The organism is Bacillus infantis, assembly GCF_020171945.1.
In the GTDB taxonomy this organism is placed as follows: domain Bacteria; phylum Bacillota; class Bacilli; order Bacillales; family Cytobacillaceae; genus Bacillus_AB; species Bacillus_AB infantis_A.
Genome location: NZ_JAIVAP010000003.1, coordinates 401,910 through 413,692 on the forward strand (window position 1 = coordinate 401,910; position 11,783 = coordinate 413,692).

The 11,783-nt window shown below is 47.4% G+C and carries 11 protein-coding genes; 10 read left to right on the plus strand and 1 reads right to left on the minus strand.

Annotation, left to right across the window (positions count from 1 at the left end):
• Positions 1-86: 86 nt before the first annotated feature.
• Positions 87-1,106 carry an LLM class flavin-dependent oxidoreductase gene (locus LCM00_RS08775; RefSeq protein ID WP_224900289.1) on the minus strand — a complete coding sequence of 340 codons (1,020 nt, stop codon included), beginning with the start codon at positions 1,104-1,106 and terminating at the stop codon, positions 87-89.
• A gap of 249 nt (positions 1,107-1,355) precedes the next feature.
• Between LCM00_RS08775 and LCM00_RS08780 the strand changes: the two genes are divergently transcribed.
• From LCM00_RS08780 to LCM00_RS08825, 10 genes are all read left to right on the plus strand, one after another.
• Positions 1,356-1,946 (plus strand): molybdopterin-dependent oxidoreductase, encoded by a 591-nt coding sequence (locus LCM00_RS08780; protein ID WP_224900618.1) that lies wholly within the window; start codon positions 1,356-1,358, stop codon positions 1,944-1,946.
• A gap of 847 nt (positions 1,947-2,793) precedes the next feature.
• Positions 2,794-3,123, plus strand: coding sequence for a DUF3870 domain-containing protein (locus LCM00_RS08785; protein WP_224900292.1), 330 nt, complete (start codon positions 2,794-2,796; stop codon positions 3,121-3,123).
• Positions 3,124-3,287: 164 nt separating this feature from the next.
• Entirely contained in the window at positions 3,288-4,112 is an 825-nt protein-coding gene (locus tag LCM00_RS08790; protein WP_224900295.1) for a M55 family metallopeptidase, read from the plus strand.
• 12 nt (positions 4,113-4,124) lie between these two features.
• Positions 4,125-5,057 carry an ABC transporter permease gene (locus LCM00_RS08795; RefSeq protein WP_148975870.1) on the plus strand — a complete coding sequence of 311 codons (933 nt, stop codon included), beginning with the start codon at positions 4,125-4,127 and terminating at the stop codon, positions 5,055-5,057.
• Entirely contained in the window at positions 5,057-6,010 is a 954-nt protein-coding gene (locus LCM00_RS08800; protein WP_224900298.1) for an ABC transporter permease, read from the plus strand. The genes LCM00_RS08795 and LCM00_RS08800 overlap by 1 nt, the downstream gene beginning before the upstream one ends.
• A gap of 6 nt (positions 6,011-6,016) precedes the next feature.
• On the plus strand, positions 6,017-7,015 hold the full coding sequence (locus LCM00_RS08805; RefSeq protein ID WP_224900301.1) for an ABC transporter ATP-binding protein: 999 nt from the start codon (positions 6,017-6,019) through the stop codon (positions 7,013-7,015).
• Between the two features lie 103 nt (positions 7,016-7,118).
• A complete protein-coding gene (locus tag LCM00_RS08810) occupies positions 7,119-8,750 on the plus strand; it encodes a peptide ABC transporter substrate-binding protein (protein WP_224900304.1) in 1,632 nt (543 codons plus the stop codon).
• 75 nt (positions 8,751-8,825) lie between these two features.
• Entirely contained in the window at positions 8,826-9,746 is a 921-nt protein-coding gene (locus tag LCM00_RS08815) for a S66 peptidase family protein (RefSeq protein ID WP_224900307.1), read from the plus strand.
• Between the two features lie 12 nt (positions 9,747-9,758).
• Positions 9,759-10,868 carry a mandelate racemase/muconate lactonizing enzyme family protein gene (locus LCM00_RS08820; RefSeq protein WP_224900311.1) on the plus strand — a complete coding sequence of 370 codons (1,110 nt, stop codon included), beginning with the start codon at positions 9,759-9,761 and terminating at the stop codon, positions 10,866-10,868.
• Positions 10,852-11,781, plus strand: a complete 930-nt coding sequence (locus LCM00_RS08825) for a C40 family peptidase (RefSeq protein WP_224900313.1) — start codon at positions 10,852-10,854, stop codon at positions 11,779-11,781. The genes LCM00_RS08820 and LCM00_RS08825 overlap by 17 nt, the downstream gene beginning before the upstream one ends.
• The last annotated feature ends 2 nt before the right edge of the window (positions 11,782-11,783 follow it).

The window sequence follows — 11,783 nt, forward strand, 5'->3', positions numbered from 1 at the left end:
ATGCCGGGCATTTTTTATTTTGGAAAGTTCGGGGATTAGTGTAGGATGCAAAAAAAGAGCTGCCGAGTCGATCGGCAGCTCTTTTTTTATTGTTTTTTCATAATCTCACTAACGATTTCAAATGAACGCAATCGGGCTTTATGATCATAAATTTGGGCATTTACCATAAATTCATTAGCCTGGGTTTTATCCAGGAATTCCTGCAGCTTTTTCTGCACCGTTTCTGCATCTCCGATAATGGATGAGCCAAGCTGCTGCTGAAGCAGGGCCTTTTCATATTCACTCCATAATTCATCCATGTTGTCGACAGGCGGCTTTAGGGCGCCCGGAGTATTGCGGATCAGGTTGAGGAATTGCTGCTGCATGCTTGTGGCGAGCCTTTCAGCTTCTTCCTGTGTATCAGCGGCAATTACATTGACCCCTACCATTGCATAAGGCTCAGATAAAACATCTGATGGCGTGAAATGGCTGCGGTAAAGCTGAAGGGCAGGCAGGGTATTATCAGGAGAGAAGTGGCTTGCAAATGCAAAGGGAAGTCCCAGCTGGGCAGAGAGCCTGGCACTGAATCCGCTTGAGCCCAAAAGCCAGATCGGTATATTCAAGCCTTCGCCTGGTACAGCTCTTACTCTTTTCCTTTCAGCCGGCGACTCTGCTTCGAAATACTCACGGAGTTCTTCAAGCTGTTCAGGAAAATCCTGCCCGTCGCTTCCGCGGTCCCTGCGCAGGGCATGTGCTGTTAACTGGTCTGTGCCCGGCGCCCGGCCCAGTCCAAGATCAATGCGCCCGGGATATAGGGACTCCAGTGTGCCGAACTGCTCGGCTATCACGAGCGGTGCATGATTAGGAAGCATGATCCCGCCGGAACCAACCCGGATGGAAGATGTTCCCCCGGCTACATGCCCGATTACAACAGAAGTGGCAGAGCTGGCGATCCCTGTCATATTATGATGCTCTGCAAGCCAATAGCGCGTATAGCCCCATTTTTCGGCATGCTGTGCGAGGTTGAGTGTATTCTTTAATGAAACAGCTGCTGTACTGCCTTCGTTGATAGGTGAAAGATCAAGTACAGAATATTTAATATCGCTTAACCTTTTATTCTCGGACATATTGTCACTTCTTTCTTCTGGAATGGCGGCTGTGCAGTTCATCAGCTCATGTCTATTTTATCAGCAGTAATTAGTCTCTCAAAATATTATGATTTAAACCGGAAAAAACCTCCCGTCCAAGCTTTTATTGCATTGTGGCATTTGAGGGGAAAAGGCTGCCTTAAAAAGTGAAATGAAAAGGGGATTTCTTGCCGCAGGCAGCTGCAAAGGTTATTCTTAATGAAAATATAATTGTAAAGGATGATGAAAGTGAAACGGGTGCTGCCGCCAGGGCAATTTGAAACAGAAAAATGGCCGGTTCTCCACCAGGGCGATGTTTACGAATTTGATGAAGCTTCTTGGGATTTCAGGCTCTTTGGAGAGGTAGAAGAGGAGGTTTCCCTGTCATATGCTGAAATGATGATGCTGCCAAAAACGGTGTCCAGCATTGATATGCATTGTGTGACTACCTGGTCCAAGTTTGGGACAGAGTTTGAAGGGATCGCTTTAAGGGACCTGCTGAAGCTTGTCAATATCAGGGAGGATGTTAAATATATAAAGATATACGGGTATTATAATGGGGACCGTTTTGGCTACTCTGCAAACCTGCCACTGGCGGACCTTCTCGGCGATGACGCCCTGTTTGTATACAGGTGGAAGGATGAAAACCATGAATGGCAGGAAATATCCCCTAAACATGGCTACCCCCTCCGATTCATTCCACCAGCCTCTTTTTATTTATGGAAAGGCTCAAAATGGGTATCCGGCATCCGTTTTATGAATGAGGATGAAGAAGGATTCTGGGAGGAGCTTGGCTACTCCATGACAGCCGATCCGTTTAAGGAGGAGCGGTACCGGTGAAAGATCTTAAATACTCATCTTTTGTAGGGGAAAATTGGAAAATAAACCTTGGTATACCTGGGGCGGCCGGTATCAGAAACTGGAGTTGATTTTCCTATGTTGCAGGTTATAAAGCCTATCTGATTAATAGACGGAAGAATTCCGCTTAATTAGTCATTTTAATAAAAAACATCACAAATAGATGGAGAAATTCCACTTATTGACTTGGAAAATGTAAAAATGTGATTATTTACTTGTCATAACCGGAAAATCTCCCCTTATTTTCCCAAAAAAGAGCACTATTCTTTATATAGCCGGAAAATCTCCTCTTATTTATTGCATGGTTCCTCAAATCACAATGTAGCAGAAAGAGAGCCTGCATTTAGCGCTCGGCGAAGCATTTCATGAATGAAGGGTGGGGGGCACTGAAGGACTTCCTCCCGACCCGGCGTTAGTAACCCGATGTTCTTTTGTCAATGTATCCTTCATACCGTGAACACTGTTAAGAGTTCATCAGGCAGCTGCTTGTATTGAGAATTTTCGTCTATCAAATAGGGGATGCCTCTTCTGTATGGCAGTGTTATTTCGACTATTTCATTTACCACAAAATGAGGTGTTATCTGTATTTATTAATACATCAATAAACGAATGACAGCATGCGCTATGCCAGAAATACCAGCTGCGAAGTTATTTATTGATAAGCTGAAATTTAGTTGAATAGTTAAAAAATATAGAAAAATCCATAAAAATAATTGTCAAAGCAGTCTCTGTTATATTACAATTCCCATAAGGGCGTGTGCATTATAATGAATATTTATGTTCCCGCATAAATGCCTCATATAATATCCCCGCGCCGCAGGAGGGCAATATGTATCAGGACAGCACAGTGTATATTATTGGAGACAGCAAGACTTCCTCCAATAATCCGATCATGCAGAAATACAATGGTTTTTTTATTGCACTCGTCATTGACAGGGACACACATAAGATTGAAGATGCAGAATGCTCTTCAACAATCGGGCTGACATCCCTGTTTGTTAAATCATTGTTTGCAGGGAAATCCATGCTTGAGGAAGAAGGCATCCTGTCTGAAATAGAAAAGCGGTATTTCGGTTCTTCCCAGAAAGCGCTGATGGTTGCTTTTAAGAATGCCAGCATAAAGTACAAACAAATTAGTGGAATAAATTTAAATGTATAGCTGCTTTTTCTGCTGAACCCAGATAAAATCCAGCTGTTAGAGACTCTCTCTGGCAGCTGGATTTTTTTGATAGCCTTATTTCCAGGAATGACGCTATTGAAATATAGTAATTTATCCACTATAATAGTAAGAAAATTCAAAATATTAGAAAGTGTGGAGAGTCTATGAAAATATATCTATCGGTCGATATGGAAGGCATAACCGGGCTGTCTGATTATACCCATGTTGATTCTTCCAGGCACAATTATGAGAGAAGCCGGATCATTATGACAGACGAAGCTAATTTTATTGTTTCAGAAGCTTTTGACCGGGGCGCTTCTGAGGTGCTGGTGAATGACAGCCATTCAAAAATGAATAATCTTCTTGTTGAGAGGATGCACCCGGAAACCCAGCTGATCACAGGGGACGTGAAGCCTTACAGCATGGTCCAGGGATTGAATTCTGAATTCTCAGGCGCTATATTCGCGGGCTATCATGCAAGGGCATCCATGGAAGGTGTTATGTCTCATACAATGATATTCGGTGTCCGGAATATGTACATAAATGATACAGCAGTCGGGGAACTGGGATTTAACGCATATGTGGCAGGCCATTTTGGCGTCCCGGTGATTATGGTTGCAGGCGATGACCGGGCGGCCAGGGAGGCTGAAGAGCTTATTCCGAATGTCACGACAGCTGTTGTAAAACAGACCATTTCCCGTTCGGCTGTAAAAACCCTTACCCCGGCTAAGGCCGGGATGCTTTTGAAAGAAAAAACCGCCGATGCTATTGAGAACAGGGAAAAGGTTAAGCCGCTTGTCCCGCCGGATGCCCCTCTCCTGAGGATTGAATTTGCAAACTACGGCCAGGCAGAATGGGCAGGACTTATGCCTGGTACGGAAATAGAAAAAGGAACGACAACCGTCCGGTTCCAGGCAAAAAACATCCTGGAAGCTTACCAGGCTATGCTGGTCATGACCGAGCTGGCCATGAGAACGGCTTTTTGTTAGGAAGTGGCCGGGATGAATAGTTATATACTCAAAAGACTTTTATCGATGCTTGTTACACTATGGCTGATCATCACGCTTACCTTTTTCCTGATGCACAGCATCCCTGGTTCCCCATTCAACGAAGAAAGGGCGACGAGCGAAGCTGTCCAGAAGAACCTGGAGGCCTATTATCATCTGGATGAACCGCTTCCTGTCCAATATGCGACTTACCTGAAGTCACTTGTAACGCTTGATTTCGGGCCTTCTATCAAAAAGTCATCACAGACAGTCAATGACATGCTGAGCCGGGGCTTCCCGGTGTCATTTGAACTTGGGATGTGGACATTGCTCCTGGCAGTTTTTTCGGGGATTGTGCTTGGCATCATCGCAGCACTCAGGCATAACGGGTTCATTGACTATTTGGCGATGACCATTGCTGTGCTCGGCATATCAGTTCCCAACTTTGTTCTGGCAACGCTTTTGATCCAGCAGGTTGCTGTCAATTGGGACCTGCTTCCCGCAGCTACATGGACCAGCTGGAGGCATATGATCCTGCCGACACTGGCTCTTGCAACCGGCCCGATGGCAATCATTGCAAGGCTGACAAGGGCAAGCATGCTCGAGGTGCTGACCCAGGATTATATCAGGACGGCGAAGGCAAAGGGGCTGACCCCGGTAAAAATCGTATTCAAACATGCACTGAGAAACGCATTGCTCCCTGTTGTCACTGTGCTTGGCACCATGGCGGCGAGCATATTGACGGGCACCTTTGTCATCGAGAAGATTTTTGCCATACCGGGGATGGGCAAGTATTTTATTGAAAGCATCGGAAACCGGGACTATCCCGTCATTATGGGGACGACCGTTTTTTACAGCGCTGTACTTATCTTCATGCTGTTTTTGGTAGATTTTGCCTATGGTGTGCTGGATCCCCGCATTAAGCTGAGTAAAAGGGAGGGACGATAATGGAATTGCGAAAACAGCAGGAGCGCAGCGTTTCTCCGGAAATTCCTGATGAGTGGTTTACACCCCGATCAAAAGAGGAGGGGGAAGCAGAGGCGGTAGTCAGGCCAAGCCTTTCCTACTGGCAGGATTCGTGGAGGCGGCTGTCGCGCAACAAGCTGGCAATGGCCGGACTCGTATTTCTCATCTTTCTGCTCTTTATGGCTATTTTTGGGCCGGTCATTTCACCGCATTCGGTTGAAAGCTCCAAGCTGACCGATCAGAATCTCCCGCCATCCTCCAGCCACTGGTTCGGCACGGATGAATTGGGGCGGGATGTGTTCACAAGAACCTGGTATGGTGCCAGGGTCTCACTGTTCGTAGCGGTGATTGCGGCGCTCCTGGACTTTATGATCGGTGTCATCTACGGAGGCATTGCCGGCTATAAAGGAGGCAGGGCCGATAACCTGATGATGAGGATCATTGAAGTCCTGTACGGCCTGCCATATCTGCTGGTTGTCATCCTGCTCGCAGTCGTTATGGGCCCAGGCCTGACGACCATCATTGTAGCCTTGTCAGTTACAGGCTGGATAGGAATGGCCCGGATTGTCAGGGGCCAGGTTATGCAAATCAAAAATTATGAATTTATACTGGCATCCAAGACCTTTGGAACAAAGACATCGAGGATCATCAGGAAGAATCTCCTGCCGAATACGATGGGCCCGATCATCGTTCAGCTGACGCTGACTGTGCCTTCGGCCATATTTGCAGAAGCATTCTTGAGCTTTCTTGGCCTGGGAATCCAGGCGCCGTTTGCCAGCTGGGGAGTAATGGCCAATGACGGGCTGTCTACTATCCTTTCCGGCCATTGGTGGAGGCTGTTCTTTCCTGCCTTTTTCATCTCAATGACGATGTTTGCTTTTAATGTTCTTGGGGACGGCCTGCAGGATGCACTGGATCCAAAGCTGAGGAGGTAAGCCATGATGGAAAAAGTGTTGGAAATTAAAAATTTGCATGTATCCTTTTCCACCTATGGCGGAGAAGTAAAAGCAGTCCGCGGTGTGGAATTTGATTTATACAAAGGGGAGACCCTGGCTATAGTCGGCGAATCGGGAAGCGGCAAAAGCGTCACTTCCCAGAGCATTATGAAGCTGATCCCTTCCCCGCCTGGAAGAATCGCAGAGGGGTCAATCCTGTTCAATGGCCAGGATCTGACCCGGCTGAAAGAGGCAGAGATGCGGAAGATACGGGGATCGGACATATCCATGATCTTTCAGGATCCCATGACGGCGCTTAATCCGACGATTACTGTAGGGGAACAGATCATTGAAGGAATCCGCCAGCATCAGTCTGTATCCAAAGACCAGGCTAAAAAAAAGGCCCTGGAAATGCTTAAGCTGGTGGGGATTCCCAGTCCTGAATCAAGGCTCAGGCAATACCCGCACCAATTCAGCGGCGGCATGAGGCAGAGAATCGTCATTGCGATGGCTCTTGTCTGCGAGCCGGAAATTTTAATTGCGGATGAGCCGACGACCGCCCTGGATGTAACCATTCAGGCACAGATACTTGATTTGTTTAAGGAAATCCAGCAAAAGACAGGTGTCTCCATTATATTGATCACACATGACCTTGGTGTGGTAGCACAGGTAGCTGACCGTGTCGCAGTCATGTATGCCGGGAAAATCGTTGAGGCAGGCACAAGGAGGGAGATCTTCTATAGTCCTCAGCATCCTTATACAAAGGGGCTGCTGAACTCGGTGCCCCGGCTTGATTCTGAGGAAGGGGAGCTTGTGCCGATACCGGGTTCGCCCCCTGATTTGTTTGCTCCGCCGCAGGGCTGTCCTTTTGCAGCGAGATGTGATTATGCAATGGAAGTTTGTGAAAAAGTCTATCCGTTTGAAAGTCGTTTGAGCAGTGAGCATTATGTGGACTGCTGGCTGCAGGATGAGCGTGCTAAAAAACTGCTGACACGTGTAAGATAGCGCCGCCCGCATTCCGGCGGGGCCGGAAGGAAGGCGGAATTATCCAGATGCAGGTTCTCAAGGATCTGCATTGATAGATGAAAATAGAATGAGGGGGAGAAAAATGAAAAAGTTTTTCATGTTGTTTTTGGCAATGTCGCTTGTATTCGTCATGGCAGCCTGTACAGCCAATTCGGATACAGGAAGCGAACCTTCAGATGAGGGCAAGGATAGCGGGGATAGCGAAAGTGAAAAGGTGCTTTACTTAAATAACGGTGTAGAACCAACATCCTTTGACCCTCCAATCGGCTTTGATGCCGTTTCCTGGAACTCACTGAATAATATCATGGAAGGTCTGACAAGGCTCGGCAAGGAGCATGAAGCTGAACCTGCCGCGGCAGAGAAATGGGATGTTTCAGAAGATGGCAAAACATACACATTCCATATTCGCGATAATGCAAAATGGTCTAACGGGGATGATGTGACAGCAGGTGATTTTGTTTATGCCTGGAAACGCCTGCTTGATCCGGATACAGGTTCTCCGGCGGCCTTCCTTGGCTATTTCATTGAGGGCGGGGAAGCCTTTAACACAGGAGAAGGCTCGGCAGAAGAAGTGAAAGTAAAAGCCGTTGATGATAAAACATTCGAAGTGACTCTGACAAGCCCGCAGGCTTACTTTTTAAACATCATTGCCAATCCCGCATTTTTCCCGGTAAATGAAAAGACAGCGACGGAAAATCCGGAATGGTTTGCAGAAGCTGACACGTTTGTCGGGAATGGCCCGTTCAAGCTGACTGAATGGGAGCATGACACAAATATGGTCATGGAGAAAAATGAAGAGTATTGGGATGCAGAAAATGTAAAACTTGATAAAGTGCACTGGGCGATGGTGAATGACACGAACACCGAGTACCAGATGTATCAAAAAGGGGAGCTGGATACTTCAGATGTACCGGCAGACCTGAGCGAGCAGCTCTTTGAAGAAGGCAAGGTCCAGGTCGAAGACCAGGCCGGCCAATATTTCTACCGCTTTAATGTGAATAAAGAGCCATTCCAGAATGTGAACATCAGGAAAGCTTTCGCCATGGCGGTGGACCAGGAGCAGATCGTTGAATTTGTGACCAAGAACCAGGAGCAGCCGGCCTATGGATTTGTTCCTCCGGGATTTAAGGATCCTTCCGGAAATGATTTCCGCGAGGTGAACGGTGACCTTGTTAAAACGGATGCCGAGCAGGCAAAAGAGCTGCTGAAGAAGGGAATGGAAGAGGAAGGGTACAGCGAGCTGCCCGAGGTGACTTTGACATACAGCACAAATGATGTGCATAAAAAGATTGCCGAAGCCCTTCAGCAGATGCTTAAAGAAAACCTTGGAGTCGATGTGAAGCTTGCAAATATGGAAGCGAATGTATTTGCGACTGAACAGAAGGCGCTGAATCTGCAGCTGTCCAGAAGCTCTTTCCTTGCTGATTATGCCGATCCGATCAACTTCCTGGAGAACTTCCAGACCGGCCACTCAATGAACCGGACTGGCTGGAGCAATGCCGAGTTCGATAAGCTGATCCAAGGTGCGAAAAATGAAGCCGATGAAGCGAAACGCTATGACATGATGTACGAAGCAGAAAAAATCCTTTATAACGAGTCGCCTATTTTCTCACTGCATTTCTATAACCAGGTTTACCTGCAAAATGAAGCTGTGTCAGGTATCGTCCGCCACCCAGTCGGATATCTGGAATTAAAATGGGCTGACAAAGAATAGCATTGAAAAGGGGTGTTCTGCTGAACATCCCTTTTTACTGGCAAACTGCAGCGCATACGGAAAGGGGCATATGATATGAAAATAAAGCCGGGACTTTTGAAAAAAGGGGATGCTGTCGGTGTAGTATCACCGGCCAGCCCGCCTGACGTCCAAAGCCTTGATAGGGGCATTGATTTTCTTAAGGAGCTGGGATTGGAAGTCCGTGAAGGAAAATCTGTCAGGAATATAAATGGCTACCTGGCTGGCTCAGACAAAGAGAGGCTCGCGGATTTGCATGATATGTTTGAAGACAAGGAGATCAAAGCGGTCATTTGTGCAGGCGGTGGATACGGAACTGCCAGGATTGCAGCTGACCTGGACTATGGCCTTATTAAGGCCAACCCTAAAATATTCTGGGGCTACAGTGATATCACCTTCCTTCATACGAGCATAAGGCAGAAAACCGGGCTTATCACCTTTCACGGTCCGATGCTTGCTTCCGATATCGGAAAGGCGGACGCCCACCCATTGTCCAAACAATATTTCAGCCAGCTTTTCCAGCCCGCGGATTCTTTATACACTGAAGAGCTTTCGCCTCTGTCAGCAGTGGTGGAAGGAAGGGCAGAAGGTCCCCTGACTGGAGGCAATCTCTGCTTGATCGCGAGTACGCTGGGAACTTCTTTTGAGATTGATGTGAAAGGGAAGCTTCTGCTCATCGAGGATATTAATGAAGAACCGCGCTCAGTTGACCGGATGCTGAATCAGCTGCTGATGGCAGGTAAATTATCTGAAGCAGCCGGCGTAGTCGTGGGGGACTTTAACAAATGTGAACCGCAGCGCGACCTAAGCCTATCCCTTGATGAAGTTCTTGATCACTATTTGATTAAAGCGGGCAGGCCAGCCATGAAAGGATTTAAAATAGGCCATTGCTCCCCGCACTTCTCTGTTCCGCTCGGAGCGGATGCAGTGCTCGATACAACGGAAAAACAATTGTATGTCGAAAGCGGCGTACGCTAAAGAGGTGCACAGATGAAAATTGAGCGAATTGAAACCTTCAGGGTTGCCATCCCGTTAATCAAGCCGTTTAAGACTGCCTTAAGGACTGTGACTACAGCGGAATCTGTAGTCATAAAAATCGTATGCGACAACGGCATTGAAGGCTGGGGGGAAGCTCCTCCGACAGTCGTCATCACCGGGGACAGCCTGATGAGCATTGAATCGGCCATCCAACATGTGTTCAAGCCTTATCTTGTCGGCAAAAGCCTTCTGAACTATGAAACTATTTTCCAGGCAATAAAGACATTGATGGTTGGAAATTCAAGTGCTAAAGCTGCGGTGGATATGGCTTTATATGACTGCCTTTCCAAGCACTGCAGGCTTCCGCTGTATCAATTCCTTGGCGGTGCAAAAAATGAAATCGAGACTGACTATACAGTGAGCGTGAACAATCCTGAAGAAATGGGCGATGATGCTGCTTCTTATATAGATCAGGGATTTAATGTGCTGAAGGTTAAGGTAGGCAAAGATGATATCATGACAGACATCAGCCGAATAAAGGAAATCAGAAGGCGTGTCGGCAATAAGGTAAAAATCAGGCTTGATGCGAATCAGGGATGGCAGGCAAAGGATGCGGTGAGGGCCATCAGGAAAATGGAGGACAGCCTCCTGGACATTGAGCTGGTCGAACAGCCGGTTCCCGCTGATGACATCGAAGGGCTCAAACAAGTGACAGATTCCGTTGAAACACTCATTATGGCTGACGAAAGTGTGTTCACTCCGAAGCAGGCGCTCCAGGTGCTCTCTACGAGGAGTGCGGATCTGATCAATATAAAATTAATGAAGGCCGGGGGGATTTTCCAGGCTCAGGCCATCAACCAGCTGGCTGAAACCTGCGGTGTTGAATGCATGGTAGGAAGCATGATTGAAACAAAGATAGGCATCAGTGCTGCGGCTCATTTTGCTGCGAGCAAAAAAAATATCACCCGATTTGATTTTGATGCTCCTCTAATGCTGGCCAAAGATTTGGTCGAGGGCGGAATCAGCTACAATGGAAGGAAAATCACTTTCCCTGATGCAGCAGGGCTTGGCATCAGGCAAGTTTACTCAGAAGGAGGAATTTCAAGTGGGAATTCAGCATAAGTGGCTTGTCAATGTACCAGTGGCAACAATTTGGACCTCCCCTGAATCGGCCAGGGAAATCGATGGAAAAGCGGTTTCCGGCGGGCCGGACATGGAGGGGTGGCTGGCTGGCCTGACATACGAAACCAGGCTTGCACTTTGCAATGAAAACAGGATCCAAACCCAAGCACTGTTTGGCCAGGAGGTGATCCTGCTGGAAGAAGAGGGACCTTGGGCGAGTGTTATAATCCTTAGCCAGCCTTCAGGAAAAAATGAAAGAGGCTATCCTGGCTGGATGCCAAAAAGCCAGCTGATGAAACTGAACGAATGGAATATCAAAAAAGGCCCAGTTGCAGCCATCAGCTCGAAAAAAGCTGTATTGTATTCAGAGGAAGAGAAGCCTTTAATGGAATTAAGCTTTGAAACTGTTCTCCCTGCGGTTGAGAAATCTGATGAATGGCTTAAAGTAAGAATCCCTGAAGGGTACGGACTTCTTCGGCAGGAGGATGTAATTCTTCATCCTTCTTTGGAAGGGAGGCAGAAGGGGAATGGAGGGGGAATTGTATCCGAAGGGGAACGCTTCCTCGGCTTGCCTTACCTGTGGGGAGGCATGAGCAGCTGGGGATTTGACTGCTCAGGATTCAGCTATACGATGTGCAAGGCAAACGGCTATATCATTCCAAGGGATGCGCATGATCAGGCAAGGCACGGAACTGAAGTGGATTTGGCTGAAATCCAGCCTGGCGACCTGCTGTTTTTTGCCTACCAGGAAGGAAAGGGCAGCATTCACCATGTGGGAATCTTCTATGGAGACGGCAAGCTGCTCCATTCGCCAAATACAGGGAAAACAATCGAAATTATCCCGCTTAAAGACACCATCTATGAAAAGGAACTATGTGCAGCACGCCGTTATTGGCAGGAGGGAGAAGGTTGATC

Coding starts and splice junctions, on each gene's coding strand:
- LCM00_RS08775 (WP_224900289.1), bottom strand. CDS start 1,106: ATGTCCGAGAATAAAAGGTTAAGCGATATTAAATATTCTGTACTTGAT.
- LCM00_RS08785 (WP_224900292.1), top strand. CDS start 2,794: ATGTATCAGGACAGCACAGTGTATATTATTGGAGACAGCAAGACTTCC.
- LCM00_RS08790 (WP_224900295.1), top strand. CDS start 3,288: ATGAAAATATATCTATCGGTCGATATGGAAGGCATAACCGGGCTGTCT.
- LCM00_RS08795 (WP_148975870.1), top strand. CDS start 4,125: ATGAATAGTTATATACTCAAAAGACTTTTATCGATGCTTGTTACACTA.
- LCM00_RS08800 (WP_224900298.1), top strand. CDS start 5,057: ATGGAATTGCGAAAACAGCAGGAGCGCAGCGTTTCTCCGGAAATTCCT.
- LCM00_RS08805 (WP_224900301.1), top strand. CDS start 6,017: ATGGAAAAAGTGTTGGAAATTAAAAATTTGCATGTATCCTTTTCCACC.
- LCM00_RS08810 (WP_224900304.1), top strand. CDS start 7,119: ATGAAAAAGTTTTTCATGTTGTTTTTGGCAATGTCGCTTGTATTCGTC.
- LCM00_RS08815 (WP_224900307.1), top strand. CDS start 8,826: ATGAAAATAAAGCCGGGACTTTTGAAAAAAGGGGATGCTGTCGGTGTA.
- LCM00_RS08820 (WP_224900311.1), top strand. CDS start 9,759: ATGAAAATTGAGCGAATTGAAACCTTCAGGGTTGCCATCCCGTTAATC.